General features: G+C 43.2%; 19 protein-coding genes, 2 tRNA genes, 1 rRNA gene and 2 riboswitches. Of the genes, 3 read left to right on the forward strand and 19 right to left on the reverse strand.

The genetic code is table 11. The features are described from left to right. The 9 genes from GGR02_RS16080 to groES form a co-directional block, all read right to left on the reverse strand. Window positions 1-88, reverse strand: a 16S ribosomal RNA gene (locus GGR02_RS16080); the annotation flags it as partial. A gap of 290 nt (window positions 89-378) precedes the next feature. Next, on the reverse strand, window positions 379-918 hold the full coding sequence (locus GGR02_RS16085) for a GNAT family N-acetyltransferase (protein WP_183185978.1): 540 nt from the start codon (window positions 916-918) through the stop codon (window positions 379-381). Window positions 919-1,223: 305 nt separating this feature from the next. Beyond that, window positions 1,224-2,549, reverse strand: a complete 1,326-nt coding sequence (locus GGR02_RS16090) for an NCS2 family permease (RefSeq protein WP_183185979.1) — start codon at window positions 2,547-2,549, stop codon at window positions 1,224-1,226. A 122-nt stretch (window positions 2,550-2,671) separates the two neighbouring features. Beyond that, window positions 2,672-2,773: riboswitch (purine riboswitch) on the reverse strand. An 88-nt stretch (window positions 2,774-2,861) separates the two neighbouring features. After that, the gene (gene guaA, locus GGR02_RS16095; RefSeq protein ID WP_183185993.1) at window positions 2,862-4,382 is read right to left on the reverse strand and encodes a glutamine-hydrolyzing GMP synthase; all 1,521 of its coding nucleotides are present in this window, start codon (window positions 4,380-4,382) and stop codon (window positions 2,862-2,864) included. 92 nt (window positions 4,383-4,474) lie between these two features. Then, window positions 4,475-4,576, reverse strand: a riboswitch (purine riboswitch). Between the two features lie 34 nt (window positions 4,577-4,610). Further along, a complete protein-coding gene (locus GGR02_RS16100) occupies window positions 4,611-6,752 on the reverse strand; it encodes a DUF4129 domain-containing transglutaminase family protein (protein WP_306415787.1) in 2,142 nt (713 codons plus the stop codon). A 1-nt stretch (window position 6,753) separates the two neighbouring features. Further along, the gene (locus GGR02_RS16105; RefSeq protein ID WP_229706259.1) at window positions 6,754-7,944 is read right to left on the reverse strand and encodes a DUF58 domain-containing protein; all 1,191 of its coding nucleotides are present in this window, start codon (window positions 7,942-7,944) and stop codon (window positions 6,754-6,756) included. Between the two features lie 8 nt (window positions 7,945-7,952). Further along, entirely contained in the window at window positions 7,953-8,900 is a 948-nt protein-coding gene (locus GGR02_RS16110; protein ID WP_183185980.1) for an AAA family ATPase, read from the reverse strand. A gap of 118 nt (window positions 8,901-9,018) precedes the next feature. Then, window positions 9,019-10,635, reverse strand: coding sequence for a chaperonin GroEL (gene groL, locus GGR02_RS16115; protein ID WP_183185981.1), 1,617 nt, complete (start codon window positions 10,633-10,635; stop codon window positions 9,019-9,021). A 52-nt stretch (window positions 10,636-10,687) separates the two neighbouring features. After that, a complete protein-coding gene (gene groES, locus GGR02_RS16120; protein ID WP_066321986.1) occupies window positions 10,688-10,972 on the reverse strand; it encodes a co-chaperone GroES in 285 nt (94 codons plus the stop codon). A gap of 258 nt (window positions 10,973-11,230) precedes the next feature. On the opposite strand from groES, the gene GGR02_RS16125 reads away from it, so the two are divergent. Both GGR02_RS16125 and GGR02_RS16130 read left to right on the forward strand, forming a co-directional pair. Beyond that, window positions 11,231-11,908 (forward strand): CPBP family intramembrane glutamic endopeptidase, encoded by a 678-nt coding sequence (locus GGR02_RS16125; protein ID WP_183185982.1) that lies wholly within the window; start codon window positions 11,231-11,233, stop codon window positions 11,906-11,908. 37 nt (window positions 11,909-11,945) lie between these two features. Continuing rightward, a complete protein-coding gene (locus tag GGR02_RS16130) occupies window positions 11,946-12,143 on the forward strand; it encodes a YdiK family protein (protein WP_183185983.1) in 198 nt (65 codons plus the stop codon). A gap of 8 nt (window positions 12,144-12,151) precedes the next feature. Here GGR02_RS16130 and tatC read toward each other — a convergent pair whose 3' ends face one another. Genes tatC through moaC form a run of 4 tightly spaced genes read right to left on the reverse strand, consistent with a single transcriptional unit; the run spans window position 12,152 to window position 14,236 of the window. Next, window positions 12,152-12,898: a twin-arginine translocase subunit TatC gene (tatC, locus tag GGR02_RS16135; protein WP_183185984.1), complete on the reverse strand. Its 747-nt coding sequence runs from the start codon at window positions 12,896-12,898 to the stop codon at window positions 12,152-12,154. An 18-nt stretch (window positions 12,899-12,916) separates the two neighbouring features. Next, window positions 12,917-13,063, reverse strand: coding sequence for a twin-arginine translocase TatA/TatE family subunit (tatA, locus tag GGR02_RS16140; protein WP_183185985.1), 147 nt, complete (start codon window positions 13,061-13,063; stop codon window positions 12,917-12,919). A 14-nt stretch (window positions 13,064-13,077) separates the two neighbouring features. Further along, window positions 13,078-13,716: a redox-sensing transcriptional repressor Rex gene (locus tag GGR02_RS16145; protein WP_183185986.1), complete on the reverse strand. Its 639-nt coding sequence runs from the start codon at window positions 13,714-13,716 to the stop codon at window positions 13,078-13,080. A gap of 34 nt (window positions 13,717-13,750) precedes the next feature. Then, window positions 13,751-14,236 (reverse strand): cyclic pyranopterin monophosphate synthase MoaC, encoded by a 486-nt coding sequence (gene moaC / locus GGR02_RS16150; protein ID WP_183185987.1) that lies wholly within the window; start codon window positions 14,234-14,236, stop codon window positions 13,751-13,753. 112 nt (window positions 14,237-14,348) lie between these two features. Between moaC and GGR02_RS16155 the strand changes: the two genes are divergently transcribed. Continuing rightward, window positions 14,349-16,274, forward strand: a complete 1,926-nt coding sequence (locus GGR02_RS16155) for an ABC-F family ATP-binding cassette domain-containing protein (protein ID WP_183185988.1) — start codon at window positions 14,349-14,351, stop codon at window positions 16,272-16,274. Window positions 16,275-16,549: 275 nt separating this feature from the next. On the opposite strand, the gene tsaD is transcribed toward GGR02_RS16155, so the two are convergent. The 6 genes from tsaD to GGR02_RS16185 form a co-directional block, all read right to left on the reverse strand. Further along, window positions 16,550-17,563 (reverse strand): tRNA (adenosine(37)-N6)-threonylcarbamoyltransferase complex transferase subunit TsaD, encoded by a 1,014-nt coding sequence (gene tsaD, locus GGR02_RS16160; RefSeq protein WP_183185989.1) that lies wholly within the window; start codon window positions 17,561-17,563, stop codon window positions 16,550-16,552. Beyond that, complete coding sequence (rimI, locus tag GGR02_RS16165) at window positions 17,560-18,006, reverse strand: ribosomal protein S18-alanine N-acetyltransferase (RefSeq protein WP_183185990.1); 447 nt, start codon at window positions 18,004-18,006, stop codon at window positions 17,560-17,562. The genes tsaD and rimI overlap by 4 nt, the downstream gene beginning before the upstream one ends. Beyond that, window positions 17,996-18,706 carry a tRNA (adenosine(37)-N6)-threonylcarbamoyltransferase complex dimerization subunit type 1 TsaB gene (tsaB, locus tag GGR02_RS16170; protein WP_183185991.1) on the reverse strand — a complete coding sequence of 237 codons (711 nt, stop codon included), beginning with the start codon at window positions 18,704-18,706 and terminating at the stop codon, window positions 17,996-17,998. Before tsaB ends, rimI begins: the two co-directional genes overlap by 11 nt. Then, a complete protein-coding gene (gene tsaE, locus GGR02_RS16175; protein WP_183185992.1) occupies window positions 18,703-19,161 on the reverse strand; it encodes a tRNA (adenosine(37)-N6)-threonylcarbamoyltransferase complex ATPase subunit type 1 TsaE in 459 nt (152 codons plus the stop codon). The genes tsaB and tsaE overlap by 4 nt, the downstream gene beginning before the upstream one ends. A 318-nt stretch (window positions 19,162-19,479) precedes the next feature. Beyond that, a tRNA-Asp gene (locus GGR02_RS16180) sits at window positions 19,480-19,555 on the reverse strand. Window positions 19,556-19,561: 6 nt separating this feature from the next. Further along, window positions 19,562-19,638 (reverse strand) — tRNA-Met (locus tag GGR02_RS16185). Between the last annotated feature and the right edge of the window lie 81 nt (window positions 19,639-19,719).

The following is a 19,719-nucleotide window of genomic DNA, read 5'->3' on the forward strand; positions in this document are numbered from 1 at the left end:
AAGCAAGCTTCTTTTCGATCCGCTCGACTTGCATGTATTAGGCACGCCGCCAGCGTTCGTCCTGAGCCAGGATCAAACTCTCCATAGAAAGTTTTGTTCCAAACTCATATTTTACTCGTTCATTCACGAGGACGCTTCGTTTTGTTCAGTTTTCAAAGAACACCCATCAAACGACCTCATATAATATAACACACTTAACCAAAGAGGTCAATACTTATTTTTGATTTTTTCTTGAATTTTTATTGTTTAACAACAGCTCTAATAATATACCATCTTCTTGCCTTTCAAGTCAACTATTATTTTCATATTTGAGCGGCATCATGAATGTTTTCCCTAAAAAACGCCCTACCGAAGAGCAGAGCGTTCCGCTTTTTTCGTTCACGCCCATTCTTTTGCGAGCACTCCATATACGATATGGTCAACAAAATGATCGTACAGCCATTCTGCTTCCCTTACCACCCCTTCCTTCACTAGTCCTAGCCGTTCGGGAATAGCTCTGCTTTTATAGTTCTCAACTGCCACCCTAATTTCCACTCGATTCAACTGAAACTGCTCGAACGCATAGCTAATCAAAGCACGGCAAGCTTTCGTCATCAATCCATGGCCTTGGAATGACTCTGCCAACCAGTAGCCAATGCTCGTCTTCCGATTGTTTTTGTCAATATAATGAAGACCAATAACCCCCGCTAATTGTCCCTTATACCAAATTCCTGCTTCTAGCCCGTTATTCGCTGCAAACTTTTGCAACCCAAACTCAATAAACTGACGAGAGTTGTCTACTGTTTGCGTCGCGTCAATCCAAGGCAGCCATTGACGCAAGTAAGGGCGGCATGAATCTACTAAAGCAAAAAGCATCTCTGCATCTTCTAGTTCAAGCAATTTTAACTCCGTGTCTTGATCAATGTCTAATTTCCACATAAAAATCCCTCCCCTTTTTTCAAAAGTATAAAACAAATTTAGCCGATAAATCATCTAGAAACAAACTTTGTGTACTAAGCATAAAAACCGTTACTCACGGAACCTTTAAGAAAAGCGCAAAGCGCCCGCCTATCGGCGAAGATCGCACAAGCCCCACCGAGGAGGCTCGCCGCCGCAGCGTGGGGCGAGGCGACTCGAGCCGATGGCGCTTGAAGCTAGACAGCGCTCCACCTAATCGTAAAATTTTATACTTTCTTACCTTTCAAAAAAAGATGCCTGCATTTTTTGCAGGCATCTCATTATCACTATTCTCTTAAGAACAAGAAATATGCAAGGAAAATGAAGAACAACACATAAAGAATCGGATGAACTTCTCTACCGCGTCCTTTTACAATCATCGTAATCGGATAGAACAAGAAACCGACCGCAATCCCTGTGGCGATGCTATAAGAAAGCGGCATCGTAATAAGTGTGAAGAACGCTGGAACAGCTACCTCAAACTTTTTCCAATTAATTTCTCCAACCGAAGATGCCATTAATACCCCGACGATAATTAACGCTGGCGCGGTCACCGGTGCCGTAATGACGCTCAATAATGGTGAGAAAAATAATGCCAATAAGAATAAAATACCTGTCACTACAGCCGAAAACCCTGAACGTCCTCCTGCTGCAACGCCTGCGGATGATTCAATGTAAGAAGTCGTTGTCGAAGTTCCAAAAATCGCTCCAACCATTACTGCTGTCGCATCAACAAGCAACGCTTTCCCCGCGCGTGGCAGTTTGTTGTCTTTTAACAATCCTGCTTGGTTTGCTACTGCTAGAAGCGTCCCTGTCGCATCAAAAAAGTCAACGATAAAGAATGTTAAAACAACCCCTAACATTTTAAGCGAGAAAATGTCCGGCAAATGTTTAATTGCAACCCCAAACGTTGGCGAAATATCCGGAATGGCTCCAATGATTTGATGTGGCACTTTAATTAATCCAAAAACCATACCAGCAATTGCTGTAATCACCATCCCATAAAACACGCCGCCATTCACTTTCCGAACCATTAAGATGACGGTGACAACTAAGCCGAAAATCGCAAGTAGCGTATTGCCGTTTTTCAAATCACTTAACCCAACGAGCGTTGCTGGATTGTCAACGATAATTCCTGCGTTTTGCAAACCGATAAACGTAATAAACAAACCAATACCAGTGCCAACTGCGTATTTTAATTCCACCGGAATAGCATCAATAATTTTTTCCCGAATTCCCGTTAACGTTAAAAGCGTAAAAATAATCCCTGAAACAAATACTCCCGCGAGTGCCGTTTGCCAAGGAATTTGCATATGCAACACAACCGTAAACGCAAAAAACGCGTTTAGCCCCATTCCTGGTGCTAGCGCAATTGGATACCGCGCTAAAATCCCCATCAAAATTGAGCCATATGCCGCTGCTAGCGCCGTTGCGACAAACACAGCCCCTTGATCAATCCGAAGTTCATTCGGAAAATCTTTCACTGCCCCTAATGAGAGCGTAAATGGGTTGACGAATAAAATATAAGCCATGGATAAGAACGTCGTGAGCCCAGCAATAATTTCTGTCCGATAATTTGTGCCAAGCTCATCAAATTGGAAATACTTTCTCACTGCTTTGTCCTCCTTAAAAAATAGTAAAACGCTTCTAGTAAGCTACCAGAAGCGCTGACTATAAGGATAATGGACAAAAGAAAGAGCTATCTTTTGCATACATAGCAAAAGATAAAACACTTTCGTTCCCCACTATACCTCGTAGTCAAGCTATTTACGGTAGCTTGGTAGAAACTCTCAGGCCATATCCCCGAGATTATACGACGGATTTTGACAATATTCGCTTTTCCATTTACATTTTAGCAATGAGGTTCCCTGTCGTCAAGATAAAAAACGAACATTTTATAAAAAATGTTCGTTTTCGTTCGTTTTTTATTCCCATTCAATCGTCGCTGGCGGCTTGCTTGTAATATCATACACGACGCGGTTGACGTGAGGCACTTCATTGACAATGCGCGTCGAAATGATTTCTAATACATCCCACGGAATTCGCGCCCAATCGGCAGTCATGCCGTCAATTGACGTTACCGCCCGAATGCCGACCGTATAATCATACGTGCGCGCATCCCCCATTACTCCGACGCTGCGAATGTCCGGCAACACGGTGAAGTACTGCCAAATTTCCCGATCTAGGCCCGCTTTTTTAATTTCTTCCCGTAAAATGGCGTCCGATTCGCGAACGATTTCTAGCTTTTCTTCCGTTACTTCACCGAGCACACGAATCCCTAGTCCTGGTCCTGGGAACGGCTGGCGCCATACAATGTCATCCGGAATCCCTAATTCCGTTCCGAGCGCACGTACTTCGTCTTTGAAAAGTGTGTTTAGCGGCTCGATGAGGGTAAATTTCATATCTTCCGGCAATCCACCGACGTTATGATGTGATTTAATCGTTTGCGCCGTCGCTGTGCCACTTTCGATAATGTCCGTATAAAGCGTTCCTTGCACTAAAAATTCGATTCCTTCAAGTTTTGCCGCTTCGTCATCGAATACGTAAATAAACTCGTTGCCGATAATTTTCCGCTTCTGCTCTGGGTCAGACACACCTTTTAGTTTGCTTAAAAACCGCTCTTTCGCCTCGACTTTAATGACGTTCATATGGAACCCTTCGCGGAACGTCTTCATGACGCTTTCCGCCTCGCCTTTACGAAGCAAGCCGTGGTCGACAAAAATGCACGTTAATTGATCGCCAATCGCTCGATGCACAAGCACAGCCGCTACCGACGAATCAACGCCGCCACTTAAGGCGCAAAGTACTTTTTTCTCTCCGACGAGCTCACGTATTTTACGAACTTCATTGTCAATAAAGCTGCCCATCGTCCAGTCGCCTTTGCATTGACAAATGTCGAACACAAATTGCTTTAACAAGTCGTTTCCGTAAACAGAATGACGCACTTCTGGATGAAACTGTACCGCATAAAACTTTCTCGTTTCATCGCTCATCGCCGCAATCGGACATGATGAGCTTGTCGCATCGATCGTAAATCCGCTTGGCGTTTCCGTTACTAAATCGCCGTGGCTCATCCAAACGATTTGCTCAGAAGGTAACCGTTCGAACAAACGAGAGGCATGCTCTACTTGAATCGTCGCTTTTCCATACTCACGATGCGTCGCTTTTTCGACTTTCCCTCCTAAATGATGGGTCATTAGCTGCATCCCGTAACAAATCCCTAAAATCGGCAGCCCCAATTCAAAAATCGCCGGGTCGCACGTAAACGCATTGTCATCGTACACACTGTTTGGTCCGCCAGAAAAAATGATTCCTTTTGCGTTCATTTCTTGAATTTGTTGAGCTGTAATCGTATGCGGATGCAACTCACTGTAGACGCCGAACTCGCGAATGCGACGAGTAATTAGCTGGTTATACTGACTTCCAAAATCAAGAACAACAATCATTTCTTGGTTTTGTCCCACAACTTTCCCCCCAATTTTAAAAAATAAAGCTAGAATTCACACCTCTTCAACAAAAAACGAAGGCAGAATTCTAGCAATAGAACATCTGCCTTCGTAGTCGGGTCATTTACGGTGTCCCGGTAGAGACTCTCGAACCATATTATCGAGGATATACGAAGGTACATTTCGTCTTAAATTTTAATTCATTCTATCAACACTTCCCGATAACGGTCAAGATACCGTTCTTTTTATTAAATTTTCCCACAATTCTTTCATTTCACCCCACTTTTCCCCCGCATCGTTTTTATAAACGATTCGCTCGTACAAATGTGTTAATCGGCTCATCTCGTTCGTGCCAAATGCATCGTCTACTAATGCTGCATATTGCCTTAACGTCTGCCCTTGCTTTCGATGTAATCCATAATCACGCAAATGCTTTAATAACGCAATGTACGCTTTGCCAAAGCTATCATCGCTATGGAGATAGCGAAAACGCCATAACGTCACGTACGGCCGCCATTTTCTTCGCGTCGCATAAAGTAGCCACATGATACTAATCACCGCTAATATTATCCATGCTATTTTTTTCCATGTAAACAACGCCATTACAGTTTCTTTCCAGCTTGGTACCGATGCTCGCTCTTTTTCAATTATACGGTCTAACTTCACGCGCGGCTGCGCAGGCTCCGTCTGTTTCGGAACAGGCGTCGGGACGCTTTTCGGTGTCGTTTCTGTAAAAGAATACGGGTTACTAAATCCTTGTGTCGGTTCAAATGGCACCCAGCCGATGCCGGAAAAATATACTTCTACCCATGAATGGGCGTTGTTATTGGTAATGGTATACATCTTTTTTCCATTTGCTGATTCGCCAATATATTCCCCTGACGTATATCCTTTCACCCAACGGGCAGGAATTCCAATGGAACGAAGCATCACGACCATTGATGTCGAAAAATTATCGCAATACCCTTTTTTCGTTTTAAATAAAAATTGATCGACGTAATCGTCGTCTTTTCCTGGAACCGCCACCTCTTTTGTTTCATATGCAAAGCCATTAAAATGGAAATATTGTTCAATCGCCTTGGCTTTTTCGTATGGTGTCGTTTTTTCCTTTGTGATCGTTTGTGCTAGTTGGCGTACTCTTGGCGGCAACGTATCTGGAAGTTGTGTATATCGTTCAACAAGCGAACGGTCGTTTACTGGTGGCGCTGCGTTCAATTGTTCGACCGAAAAAGTTGGATACTCGTATGTCACTACGTATTCTTGAACTGGCTGAATGTACGATTCTCGGTCAGTCGGATACATTTTTTCGTTCGATAGCTGCATACGAAAAACAACGTTTTGTGGGGCACTTATTGTTTTGACCCCTTCCGGGTAGGCTAAATATATACGCGCTTGCGCCATTTGTACATGTGCTGCCAATATTGTTTTTTTCACATTCTCCCACCATGGATGAGTAATGTTTCCGTTGTGAAATGTACGAATTTCTTCCGTATCACGTACTTCCCATCCTTTTCCGGTATACACATCTTTCGTTTCGACCCTCCAGTAATGACGCTGTTCGTCTATCGCCGTAAAAACAATCGTATCATCCGCCTCAAACGGTCCGCCTAACCGTGAATCGTTCGTTCCGTATCCGATTTTTTTCACAGACGAGGAAGCGGCGGTCGTTTCTTGTTTCGTTTCTTTTGCATAGCCTTTGATAAAGGCGACTGGGTCTGGCCATTGCGGAGGCAATTTTGGCGAAACGTATGCGATCGCTACCGAAATGCCAATGCTCGCCGCACACACTAATAGCCATTTAGCATTTATTTTTGAAAATCGTTCGTAATGAAGCCAGCTGACTAAAAAAAAGCCAATGGTGACTAACCGGACAATCGCCCCGTTGCCGTAAAAAGCAGTGAACGTATCAAGAACGGCAATATAAAGCACTGTCAGCGCATAAAACAACCAAATTTTCTTCCGAACAAATAGCCAATAGCGCACTAAATATACCATCATCCATAACAAAAGAAAAAAGAGAAAGCTACGAAATACGTTCGTCATCTCCATCCAGCGAAAATGACGAACAATAGTAATGTGTGCAACGATCTCTTGTATCAATAGTGAAAACCAACGAAACGAAAAAAACGGAACATGGAAAAACAACGCATTGAGCGCATAAAAAATATAGAGCCATTTAAAGCTAGCAGCTAGCCAACGCGGCAGCGGCAAAAGTGAAAGCAATAAACAACACGCAACAAACCCGATAAAGACATCGACATTTTTCGTATCAGAAACCGTTTTTAGCGGTATTAGCCATTCCCATAAAAGCCAAAACGCAACAAGCGACAACATAAAGCGGTACATTCGTTCTTGTTTTCTGTTGTTCACATTACGACCCTCCCACTAAGGCGTTTGCGAACTGTTCTGGTGTTGCGATGATTGTAATTATTCCTTTTCTGCGCAATTGCTCGACTAGGTCTCGTTCCTCATTTGCCACCCCATGTTCATCGCGTTTTATTAAAAAGACCGTCCCACGACGATTTTTAGCGGCAAAATCAGAAAGCAAGGCGGCTGTTTCTTTCGTAAGCTGTGATGTGACATAACTTACGGAAACGGATAGCGGCCATTGTGTCATTTCTTTCTGAAGGATGCGCGCCAACGGTTGAGGACTATCGCACGCCGTTTTCGCTAAATGATAAAACAGTTGCTGTAAATGCGCTTCCCCGTTTCGGGCTGGGAAAATGAAACGATCGCTTCCAACGGAAATCAGTCCGGTTTGTACCCCCTTTTTGATGGCAGCACGAAGGAAGGAAGCGGTAAACGTAACCATTTCCTCAAATAACGGCGTAGGTGTACGATCAAGCACAACAACTATATCATCGCTTTGCCGTTCTTCGAATTCTTTTGTCATCAGCTCATTTTTTCGCGCCGACGCTTTCCAATGAATCCAAGAGAACCGATCGCCTTGGACGTACTCCCGAACCCCGACCGCCATTGTCATATCGCGATGGAGAGGAATGGATGAAGCAGCCCCTCCTTGGTCTAACTGAGAGCCAATTTTCCGGTATTTCATCTCCACGTAGCGCGGATAAACAACAACGACATCCTCTAACGGGAAGGACGCTTCTTTCCTCACCAATCCAAACCAATCTGTCATCGTTACGCGAATCGCGGAAAATACATGTTCCCCGCGCGGCAAAGGAGAGACGATATAAGTGCATGAATACGTTTTTCGCCAAAATAGCGGCACCGCACGATTTCGCTCGGTTTGCTGCAATGCAAGCGGCCAATTTTCCTCGACCGTCACATAGGCGAGCGGAACGAAAAACGGTAAATGAAGCGAAATAGCCACCGTCAACGTATCCCCCGCATAATACGACGAAGAAGCAATCGTTCGCGTTACTTGGATGCGGCGAAGAGGGTAGGCTGCAATCGCTAACGCACATAATCCGAATGGCAAAAAGCTATAAAATAAAAACCAGCTGACAAACCCGCCTTGAAACATCGCATAAGAAAATAAGATACTAACTAACCCCAGCACGGTTCCTACTTGGCGCACAAATTTCAACTTCTTTTTCATGCTCGACACTACCTTTGCACCGGCACCGGGGTACGCGAAAGAAGCTGTGCGATGACTTCTTCGGCGGAAAGTCCGTCAAACTTCGCTTCTGGCTTTAAAATGATTCGGTGTGAAAGCACATATGGGGCTAAAAACTGGATGTCGTCTGGAATGACAAAATCACGGCTATGCATAAACGCATATGCTTGTGCTGCTTTCATCAATGCGACCGAACCGCGCGGGCTTACTCCTAAATAAATCGAAGCGTGCGAACGAGTCCGCTGCACAATTTCGACAATGTATCGTTTAATCGGCTCACCGACGTATACTTCTTTCACGTGTTTCTGCAAGGAAAGCAATTCCTCCACCGTAATGACCGGCTGCAAGTCATCAATTGGCGCTTTCTTTTCGACACGGTGTAATATATCGATTTCTTCTAAAAGCGACGGATAGCCCATTTTCATTTTAAGCAAAAACCGGTCTAACTGCGCTTCCGGCAACGGATACGTTCCCTCATATTCAATCGGGTTTTGCGTCGCCATCACAAAAAATGGACGCGGCAACGGTCTTGTGATGCCATCGACCGTAATATTCCCTTCTTCCATCGCCTCCAATAACGCGGACTGTGTTTTCGGTGAGGTGCGGTTAATTTCATCCGCCAAAATAATATGTCCCATAATCGGACCTGCTTTATACTCAAATTGCCCTTCTTTTGGATTATAAATAGACACACCTGTTACGTCGCTAGGAAGTAAATCAGGAGTAAACTGAATGCGTCTGAACTGGGCGCTGACCGACTTCGCCAATGCCCGAACGAGCATCGTCTTTCCGACGCCAGGCACATCTTCCAATAACACATGCCCTCCTGCGAGCAAAGCAACAATGCTTAATGTCGTAACATCTCTCTTTCCGATTATTACTTTTTCGATATTTTGCACAATATTTGCGATTTGCGGCTGTAACATTTCCTTTTCCATCTTCAAACTCCTCTTTCTCTTTGTTCCATTATTTTCACATTCTACGTTTAATATGAAAAATCCTTTAAAAAATAAAAAGAACCTAGACTCCAAATGGAATCTAGGTTCTCATCGTCTATTACATCATGCCGCCCATGTCAGGCATGCCTGGTGTGTTTTTGTTTTCTTCTGGTTTGTCCGCAACGACTGCCTCTGTTGTTAAGAACATAGCGGCAACAGATGCTGCGTTTTGAAGTGCAGAGCGAGTTACTTTTGTTGGGTCCACGATACCAGCTTCGATCATGTCTACCCATTCGCCAGTTGCAGCGTTGAAGCCAATACCAGGTTTTTCATTTTTCAAGCGCTCAACAATGACAGAGCCTTCTAAACCAGCGTTTTGTGCAATTTGGCGAACTGGCTCTTCGATTGCGCGAAGAACGATTTTCACACCTGTTGCTTCATCGCCTTCTGCTTCGATGGCAGCCACTTTGCTGTAAACGTTCATTAACGCTGTACCACCGCCGGCTACGATCCCTTCTTCAACAGCCGCACGTGTAGAGTTCAATGCGTCTTCAATGCGCAATTTGCGCTCTTTCAATTCTGTTTCTGTCGCTGCACCAACTTTAATGACCGCAACGCCGCCAGCTAATTTCGCTAAGCGCTCTTGTAATTTTTCACGGTCAAATTCAGAAGTTGTTTCTTCTAATTGAACACGAATTTGGTTGACGCGTGCTTTAATGCGGTCAGAATCGCCGGCACCTTCGACAATCGTTGTATGTTCTTTTGTCACGATTACTTTTGACGCGCGACCAAGCGATGCAATCGTTGCCGATTTCAAATCGCGGCCTAATTCTTCTGTAATCACTTCACCGCCAGTTAAAATCGCAATGTCTTCTAACATTGCTTTACGACGGTCACCAAAGCCAGGTGCTTTTACTGCAACGGCTGTGAATGTACCGCGAAGTTTGTTCACTACTAACGTTGCAAGCGCTTCGCCTTCAATATCTTCCGCAATGATTAATAGCGGTTTTCCATGTTGTACCACTTGCTCTAATACCGGCAAGATGTCTTGGATGCTTGAAATTTTCTTGTCTGTGATTAAGATGTATGGATTTTCTAATACTGCTTCCATTTTTTCTGTATCTGTCACCATATACGCAGATACATATCCGCGGTCAAATTGCATACCTTCTACAACATCTAACTCTGTTGTGAAGCCTTTTGACTCTTCTAACGTAATAACGCCGTCGTTGCCAACGCGTTCCATTGCTTCTGCAATTAATTTCCCAACTTCTTCGTCCGCTGCAGAAATCGCTGCAACTTGTGCAATAGACTCGTTTCCTTGAATTGGTTTAGAGATTGCTTTCAACTCTTCTACCGCAACAGCAACCGCTTTTTCAATCCCTTTGCGGATACCCATTGGGTTAGCACCAGCTGTTACGTTTTTCAAGCCTTCACGGATCATTGCTTGAGCTAATACAGTCGCTGTTGTTGTACCGTCACCAGCAACGTCATTTGTTTTGCTTGCTACTTCTGCAACAAGCTTCGCACCCATGTTTTCAAACGGATCTTCTAGCTCGATTTCTTTCGCAATTGTTACCCCGTCATTTGTAATTAACGGAGAGCCAAATTTTTTCTCTAATACAACGTTGCGGCCTTTAGGACCTAACGTTACTTTTACTGCATCTGCTAATTTATCCACACCGCGTAGCATCGCACGACGAGCTTCTTCGCTGAATTTAATTTCTTTTGCCATGAACCATTACCTCCTCCAACTGTTTTTCTCTATGATATGAAGCTGTAAGTCATTAACCGATAACAGCTAAAATGTCGCTTTCGCGTAAAATTAAGTATTCTTTTCCTTCGTATTTTACTTCTGTACCTGCATATTTTGAGAAGATAATGCGATCGCCTACCGCTACTTCTGGAGCTACGCGCTCACCGCTGTCAAGAACACGCCCTGTACCAACTGCGACAACTTTTCCTTCTTGTGGTTTTTCTTTCGCAGTGTCTGGCAACACAATACCGCTTGCAGTTTTTTCTTCAGTCTGAATTAGCTCAATGACAATGCGATCACCTAGTGGCTTTAACACGGAAAACAACCTCCTCAAACAATATTTTTTTGCCGCACTTATTAGCACTCGTTTCTATCGAGTGCTAACACACTTATAATAATAATGAACTTCATATGTTTTTGCAAGTAGGAATCACAAAAAAATTGTAAAATTTTATGCCCCTTTGCAGTATTCCTCATTTGCCAAAATCTAAACCTTCCCCTTATCACTGCTTAACCAAAAAATGTGTTAAAATACGAGAAGTGCTACTACTTTTTTTGTAAAGGAGAATCGCCATTGAAACGGCAATATTGGTATATTATTATCGCCTATATTATCATGCAGCTATCAAGTATCCTAGGAGTGCCGTTATTGCGTTTGTTTGGAGTTGGCGGAGAATCGAGCACTGCGACAGAAGCAGCATCCGGCTATTGGGCGGTCATTAGTTTTACACTTACCCTTTTTCTTATTCTCTTTTGGCTGCGTGACGATATAAAAGAGCGCCACATGCGCGACCGCGCCCCGCTTGCCATCGCGTGGATGTGGGCAATCGGCGGATTTTTTCTCGCGCTCATTGCCCAAGGTATTGCGGCAAACATCGAATGGCGCCTTTTCGGCATCGAAATGGGGTCAGAAAATACGAAGCGCATCGTCGACATCATTCGACTAACCCCTGCGCTTGTGATTGTCACGTCTGTCATCGGTCCGATTTTAGAAGAAGTCATTTTTCGCAAAATTATTTTTGGGACGCTTTATCAAAAATATCATTTTTTCATTGCGGCGACCATTAGCTCGCTGTTATTTGCCGCGGTACACTTGGAATTTGAACACCTTTTACTATATTCAGCAATGGGATTTACGTTTGCCTTTCTTTACGCAAAAACAAACCGCATTTTCGTGCCGATTTTTGCCCATGTTGCCATGAATACATTTGTCGTTGCGATGCAAACGATTTTCGCTGGCTACATGAAATAACAAAGAAAAGTGCAAGTAATCTTCGGAGGCTTTTAACATGAACACTTCACCGTTACAAACATCGTTTTTCTATTTCCTCATGGGTGCTTTGTTTACGTATTTAGCAACCGAAAGCGTCCATGACACGATATGGAATTTCTCGACCGTCGCGTTAATGGTGATGGCCACATTAGATTTTGGCATGGCCTTTCGTTTAGTGGGGTTGCATATCCAATGGAAAAAGAAGCAAGAATAAAGGCTGGTCTATTTATCTTGACCAGCCTGTTGTTCTGCCAATAACACTTTTCGGTAAGCAATTTTTGAAATCCACACACTAATCTCATATAAAATCGAAAGAGGAATCATTACTATTAGCTGCGATATCACGTCTGGAGGTGTAATAATCGCTGCAACAATTAACAAAATCAAATATGCATACCTTCTCCCTTTCGACAACAGCATTGGCGTAATTAAGCCAAGGCGTGTTAAAAACATCACAATTACCGGCAACTGAAAAACCGCCCCAAATGGTAACACAAGCTGCAGTAGAAACGAAAAATATTCATTAATACCGATCATTTGTTGCACGCCCAAATCGGATGCTAAACTTTCCATAAACTGGACCACATACGGAAATAAAACAAAGTAAGCAAAACAAACACCTGAAAGAAATAGAAAAAGCGATAACGGGATATAACTCAACGTTACCTTTCTCTCTTTTTCATATAATCCCGGGCTAACAAACGCCCAAATTTGATACAACAACACCGGCGCTGTTAACACGAGCGCAATAACAAACGCAAACTGCATATAAATTTTAATCGGATCGGTTAACCGAAAAGCGTTCATCGTCAATGCTTTTGCTTCATTCGCTTTTTGCAAATAGACGATGACTGGCTCCACAAAAAAGAAGCTGGCAACCATTGCGATGGCAAAAAAGACAAGCACGATAATTAACCGTTTGCGCAGTTCTCCAAGATGTTCGTATAGCGACATTTCTTTATCGTTCATGTGAGACCATCCTACCTATTATGCGTTTTTGTCGTCCTCTTCCGTTAACTCTTTCGTTTCTTTCTTAAACTCTTTTAACGATTGACCGAGAGACTTCCCGAGTTCTGGGAGCTTTTTCGTCCCAAATAACAACAGAATAACAAATAATATAAGTAAATATTTCATTATTTTTACTCCTTCTATTCCGCCGGATAATTTTTCAAAAAGTATACAAGCGACTGCAACTCAATAGCTAAATCAATATGATGCACACGAATATGTCCCGGTACGTTTAAACGTGCTGGAGTGAAGTTTAAAATTCCTTTAATCCCTTTTCGGACTAGACGGTCGGTAATCGGCTGCGCGACTTGTGCAGGGACGGTTAAAATCGCCACTGTAATTCGTTCGTTCAGCCGTTCCTCTAGTTCATCTAAATGATAAACAGGCACTCCGCCCACTTCTGTACCGACTTTTGCTTCATCGACATCAAATGCCATAACAATTTGCGTATTATTGTTTTTCATAAAATTGTAATTTAAAAAAGCAGTACCTAAATTTCCGACTCCAACAAGCGCCACTTCGGTAATCTCGTCTTGGTCAAGCGTTTTTCGGAAAAACGACAATAAATAGCTAACGTTATAACCGTACCCCTTTTTCCCAAGAGCACCGAAATACGAGAAGTCTCGGCGAATCGTAGCGGAATCTACTTTCACCGCCTCGCTCAATTCCGCCGAAGATACTCGTAGCTTTCCAGAAGCGTGTAAATTTTTTAAAAATCGATAGTACAACGGTAACCGCTTCGCCGTTGCTTGTGGAATTTTTGGTTGTTCATTGCTCATGAATAATCCCCCACATTCAAACCATCTGCTTTTCTCATTCTTCTCGCCGGTAATGACCGGATTTTCCACCCGTTTTTTCGACTAAATAAGTCGGGCCAATGACAATTCCTTTATCAAGCGCTTTGCACATATCATACACGGTCAACGCACAGACAGATGCGGCCGTTAGCGCTTCCATTTCTACTCCTGTACTTCCTTTCGTTTTCACCGTTACGGTAATCATTAGCTCATAATGCATATCTTTCGGTTGCCACTCAAACTGAATATCCACTCCTCTTAGCATGAGCGGGTGACACATTGGGATGATCTCGGCTGTTTTTTTTGCGCCCATAATTCCTGCCACTTGGGCAACTGCTAAAACATCCCCCTTTTGCACGGTACGGTTCGTAATTTGTTCATAAATTTCTTTGCTTACGGTCACGCTTGTCCTTGCAATCGCTACTCGCACCGTATCCGTTTTTTCCGTAATATCGACCATTTTCGCATGACCTTGTTCGTTAAAATGTGTAAATGCTGCCAAATGAAATCTCCTCCACATAATAAACTATACACTATTTTTTCGCATCTGTCTTTCCTTACTCGATTGCCTAAGAAAAACGAATTGCGCTACACTAAACGAGAGGTGAAAAATTATGATGCTTTTACAAGTACGTCAGCTTTCTAAATATTTTGGTGCTGATCTTATTTTATCGAATATAAAACTGGAAATACAATCAAAAGACCGCATCGCGCTCGTCGGAAAAAATGGCGCAGGGAAATCGACGCTACTTAAAATAATTGCTGGTGAGATGTCGTACGATAGCGGAGAAATCATTAAACCAAAAGACGTTACAATCGGCTATTTAGCACAAGATAGCGGCTTAACCTCTACGATGTCCATCTGGGACGAAATGATGACCGTCTTTGCACCGCTTCAAGCAATGGAAAAAGAATTGCGCACAATGGAATGGCAAATGGGCGATCCTGAAGTCATGAACGACAAGAAACGATATGAAAAACTATTAAAAGACTATGACGTGTTACAAGAAACATTTAAAGAAAAAGGAGGGTATCAATACGAAGCCGAAATTCGCTCGGTGCTGCACGGGTTACACTTTTCCGAATACGATTACTACTCTACGTCCGTTCAATCGTTAAGCGGCGGACAACGAACGCGCTTAGCGCTCGGAAAAATGCTTCTAACAAAACCAGATTTACTCATTCTTGATGAACCGACAAACCATTTAGATATGGACACTTTAACGTGGCTTGAACAATATTTGCAAGGATACCCAGGCGCTATTTTGCTCGTTTCCCACGACCGTTACTTTTTGGATAAAGTGGTCACGCAAGTATACGAGCTCTCGCGAACAACCGTGAAAAAATACGTCGGAAATTATAGTAAATATTTGCAACAAAAAGCGGAAGACTTAGAACGGGAATGGAAACTATACGAAAAACAACAAGAAGAAGTAGCAAAATTAAAAGATTTTATTCAACGTAACATCGCCCGTGCCTCAACAACCAAGCGAGCGCAAAGCCGCCGAAAACAGCTCGAAAAAATGGAACGGATGGAAAAACCAACAGGAGAGGAAAAATCCGCTTCGTTTTCATTCGAAATTGAACGGCAAAGCGGAAACGAAGTGCTTAGCGCAGAAAATGTAACGGTTGGCTATGGCGAAGAACCGATTATTCGCAATATTCATTTTCGTATCACAAGAGGCGACAGCATCGCTTTAGTTGGACCAAACGGAATCGGAAAATCAACGCTACTGAAAGCAATTGTCGGTACCCTTTCACCGCAAAACGGGAAATTTCGCTACGGCTCTAACGTTCAAATCGGCTATTACGACCAAAATCAAGCGCATTTATCTTCCAATAAGCGCGTGCTTGATGAACTTTGGGATGAATATCCGCTAAAATCGGAAAAAGAAATTCGAACAGTATTAGGCAATTTCCTCTTTTCTGGCGATGATGTGCTAAAGCCAGTATCCGCATTAAGCGGCGGAGAAAAAGCAAGATTAGCGCTAGCAAAATTAATGTTGCAAAAAGCAAATTTTCTTATTTTAGACGAGCCAACCAACCATTTAGATTTAGACAGTAAAGAAGTGCTTGAAAACGCCCTTATCGACTATCCAGGGACTATTTTGTTCGTATCCCATGACCGTTACTTTATTAACCGCATCGCAACGAAAGTATACGAATTAACAAAAGACGGCCTTACCGAATATTTAGGGGACTACGATTACTACATTACGAAAAAAGCAGAAATGCTGGAGTTAGAACGTTTAGCTCTCGAAGAAAAGCAATCACAAAAAAACAGTACCGACAAACAAACATACGAACAAGAAAAAGAAGCAAAAAAGCTTGAACGGCAACGAAAGCGCCGAATTGAAGAAATCGAAACAGAAATCGCTCAACTAGAAGAAACCATTGCCAATATCGAACAACAGCTATGTGAACCTAGCGTATACGAAGACTTTCAAAAAGCACAGCAATTAACAAAGGAAAATGAAGAAATGAAAGAAAAACTAGAAACATTACTAGCAGAATGGGAAGTACTTCATACATCGCAATAATAATTGCTAAAACCCCCTCTCGTTTTTACAAACGACGGGGGGTTTTATTATCCACAGTTTTTCACACTATCTCCCCTTTGAATATCAAGTTATTCACCAACTTTTCCACATTATCCACAAAAAATAAACAAAACCGTCTCAATAACTTGTGGTTAAAACTAGCGGAATAGACAAAACTTCATCGTTGTTTTCCACATTGCCCACATCTTGTGAATAAAAATATCCACACAAACATTTTTGCAAAAAAGAAAAACTCCTCTTGACAAAAGGAGTTTTTACTCTAAAGCTAACCCTGGATTAGCATTTAACGCCATCGTGGCGTACTTCCCTTGCTCAAACAAAATCGTTCCGGCAGCGGCAATCATTGCCGCATTATCCGTACAAAGGGAAAGCGGCGGAATAACAAGTTCTACTCCTTCAAGCACAGCCATTTTTCGTTCTAATTCCATCCGCAACCCGCGGTTCGCCGCTACTCCTCCGGCTAATAATACTTGACGAACGTTATACGCTTGGGCAGCTTTTACTGTTTTCGTTACTAGCACATCGATCACGCTCGCTTGAAAACTTGCAGCCATATCTTTTGCTTCAATCGTTTCACCGCGCTGCTTCGCGTTATGCAACGCATTAATAACTGCCGATTTCAGACCACTGAAGCTAAAATCATACGAGCCTTCTTCCAACCACGCTCGCGGTAAATCAATCGTCGCTTCTCCTTCGTGTGCCAATCGATCGATATGCGGTCCACCTGGATATGGAAGGGAGAGCGCTCGTGCCACCTTATCGTATGCTTCTCCAGCAGCGTCATCTCGCGTCTCCCCAATCACTTCAAATATGCCATGCTCTTTCATATAGACAAGCTCTGTATGCCCACCAGATACAACAAGCGCCAATAGCGGAAATTTCATTTCAGTTACAAGACGATTCGCATAAATATGCCCAGCTATATGATGCACACTAACTAATGGCAACTGATGGGCAAACGCTAATGCTTTTGCCGCATTAACCCCAATTAAAAGCGCACCAACAAGCCCTGGCCCTTGCGTTACCGCAATCGCATCAAGTTCAGCAAAAGTAATGTTAGCATCATTCATCGCTTGCTCAATGACCAATGTAATTTGTTCGACATGATGGCGCGACGCCACCTCCGGAACAACACCGCCAAAACGCTTATGGCTTTCCATTTGTGAAGCAACAATATTGGACATGATTTCTCTTCCATTTTTCACGACTGCCGCGGCTGTTTCGTCACAACTTGTTTCGATTCCTAATACATAAATATCTTTCTTCACGTTAAATTCACCCACATTACAAGAGCATCTTCTTGGTTATCTGGATAATACCTTTTACGAATTCCTCCGTTTAAAAATCCTAATTTGCGATATAGCGATTGCGCCACCTCATTAGAAACACGTACTTCTAGCGTCATCGTTACCGCCCCGAGCTGTTTAGCCATGTCCATCATCTTGCGCATAAGTGCTTCCCCTAACTTTTTCCCGCGATATTCCGGCAATACCGCCACATTTGTAATATGCGCTTCGTCTACAACGACCCACATTCCACAATACCCGACCAACCGACCGTCATGCTCCATCACGACATACTTCGCATACCGGTTATGGACAAGTTCATTATAAAAAGCTTCTCGACTCCAAGGCAGCGTAAACGACGCTTTTTCAATCACTAAAACCCCATCCAAATCAGCTAACGTCATCGGACGAAAGTTAATTTCCATAACGGTTTTGCTCCTTTTGCATTTCAAGCCATTTTGCTTCTGCTTCCGCAAGGCGAATGTAATTCGGAACAAAGGAATGGACGACTTCCGGTTTTTTTTGTATTCCAAGAAACGCCAATTCGCTTGGTCGCGGCAACTGTAGCGATGCAGGGGAAAAATGAGCAAAGAACGGAAGCGTTTCTGCAAAAACTGCTTCATGTAACCTTAAATCTTCACCTAAAAAAAGAACAGGTTCCTCCATTTTTCGTACATGTTGCGCCCATTCACTTGCCAACACAATCCGATCGCTTTCTACACACTCAAGTTGCCCTTCGTCATACCGGTACAATCCGGTATAAATTTGCCCTCTTCTTGCATCGAACAAAGGGGAAAGGAGACCACGAAAATATCGACCATTCGCAGCGAGCACTTCTAGGCTAGAAACCCCAACAATCGGAACGTTCAACGTCCATGCCAACGTTTTCGCAATCGTAACACCAATTCGTACGCCTGTATAAGAACCTGGTCCCTTTGCGACAACAATTAAATTCAAATCTTTTGGAGCTATCCGACAATCAGCCATCAACGCTTGAATAGCTGGCATCGCGCGCGTCGAATGATCCTTTTTTATATTCGTAATGACTTCTCCTTTCACTGTCCCATCATCCACAAGGGCAATTCCCATGACCACATTCGATGTGTCAATTGCCAATACCTTCATTTTCCCATAATCTCCTTACATAACTGTTCATATCGTTCCCCAACCGGTTCAAGCACGATTTTCCGCTTTGATTCTCCTTGGTGGTATAAGTAAATCCATAACAACTCATGCGGGAGCTGTGGCTGAATCAAGTGCGCCCATTCAATGATCGTCACACCGCCACCTTCAAAATACTCATCGAACCCTAAGTCTTCCAACGTATCCTCTAAACGATATACGTCCATATGATATAGTGGGAGGCGTCCTTGATACTCTTTGACAATCGTGAATGTCGGGCTGTTTACTGTTCGGGTAATTCCTAACCCTTTAGCTACCCCTTTTGTGAAGGTCGTTTTCCCAGCTCCTAAGTCGCCTTCAAGCGCAATAACATCATTTTCTTCCAGTTTTTCTCCTAAACGGAAAGCAAATTCCTGCGTTTCTTCAACGGAGTGTACAATATGTTCATAACGTTTCATCACTAGTCACCTGCGCGCTAAATAAAAATACATCTTTCAAATTTCAGATACTGCATAAATAATAGCCTGCGCTTGACATTGTATCATATTATAGCGAATGGTTGCTACTTTTCGGATAAGACTAAGTTGAGCTACATCCGCTTTCGCTTCATGAGCTTCACTCCATCAACAAGCGATTCCTGCCGTTCTTGCCTGAAAAATAATAAAAAATCCTTAGGAATTTTTCCTAAGGACATCACTCTATTTTATATTATACAAAGGGGGAATGGGGCTGCGAAAGACACAAAAAAAGACGAAACTTCCTTGTTTCGTTTAAAATGGCAGTCCCGACGGGACTCGAACCCGCGATCTCCTGCGTGACAGGCAGGCATGTTAACCACTACACTACGGGACCATTATTTGGTTGCGGGGGCAGGATTTGAACCTGCGACCTTCGGGTTATGAGCCCGACGAGCTACCGGGCTGCTCCACCCCGCGATGATAAAAGATAAATAAGATTTTTGCTATGCTCTATGCTTCTAGCCGCCCCACTCTCAGAAAGCTTGCTCAAGTAGCAGT

Origin of the sequence: Anoxybacteroides voinovskiense, from assembly GCF_014196205.1 — a bacterium.
Lineage (GTDB): Bacteria > Bacillota > Bacilli > Bacillales > Anoxybacillaceae > Anoxybacteroides > Anoxybacteroides voinovskiense.

What these genes read in the sequence shown, in the direction of transcription:
- GGR02_RS16110 (WP_183185980.1), bottom strand. Translation starts at nt 8,900, where the DNA reads ATGGAAAAGGAAATGTTACAGCCGCAAATCGCAAATATTGTGCAAAAT.
- tsaB (WP_183185991.1), bottom strand. Translation starts at nt 18,706, where the DNA reads ATGAAGGTATTGGCAATTGACACATCGAATGTGGTCATGGGAATTGCC.
- tatC (WP_183185984.1), bottom strand. Translation starts at nt 12,898, where the DNA reads ATGAACGATAAAGAAATGTCGCTATACGAACATCTTGGAGAACTGCGC.
- GGR02_RS16145 (WP_183185986.1), bottom strand. Translation starts at nt 13,716, where the DNA reads ATGAGCAATGAACAACCAAAAATTCCACAAGCAACGGCGAAGCGGTTA.
- rimI (WP_183185990.1), bottom strand. Translation starts at nt 18,006, where the DNA reads ATGGAAATTAACTTTCGTCCGATGACGTTAGCTGATTTGGATGGGGTT.
- tsaE (WP_183185992.1), bottom strand. Translation starts at nt 19,161, where the DNA reads ATGAAACGTTATGAACATATTGTACACTCCGTTGAAGAAACGCAGGAA.
- GGR02_RS16085 (WP_183185978.1), bottom strand. Translation starts at nt 918, where the DNA reads ATGTGGAAATTAGACATTGATCAAGACACGGAGTTAAAATTGCTTGAA.
- GGR02_RS16130 (WP_183185983.1), top strand. Translation starts at nt 11,946, where the DNA reads ATGAACACTTCACCGTTACAAACATCGTTTTTCTATTTCCTCATGGGT.
- GGR02_RS16155 (WP_183185988.1), top strand. Translation starts at nt 14,349, where the DNA reads ATGATGCTTTTACAAGTACGTCAGCTTTCTAAATATTTTGGTGCTGAT.
- GGR02_RS16105 (WP_229706259.1), bottom strand. Translation starts at nt 7,944, where the DNA reads ATGAAAAAGAAGTTGAAATTTGTGCGCCAAGTAGGAACCGTGCTGGGG.
- groL (WP_183185981.1), bottom strand. Translation starts at nt 10,635, where the DNA reads ATGGCAAAAGAAATTAAATTCAGCGAAGAAGCTCGTCGTGCGATGCTA.
- tatA (WP_183185985.1), bottom strand. Translation starts at nt 13,063, where the DNA reads ATGAAATATTTACTTATATTATTTGTTATTCTGTTGTTATTTGGGACG.
- guaA (WP_183185993.1), bottom strand. Translation starts at nt 4,382, where the DNA reads ATGATTGTTGTTCTTGATTTTGGAAGTCAGTATAACCAGCTAATTACT.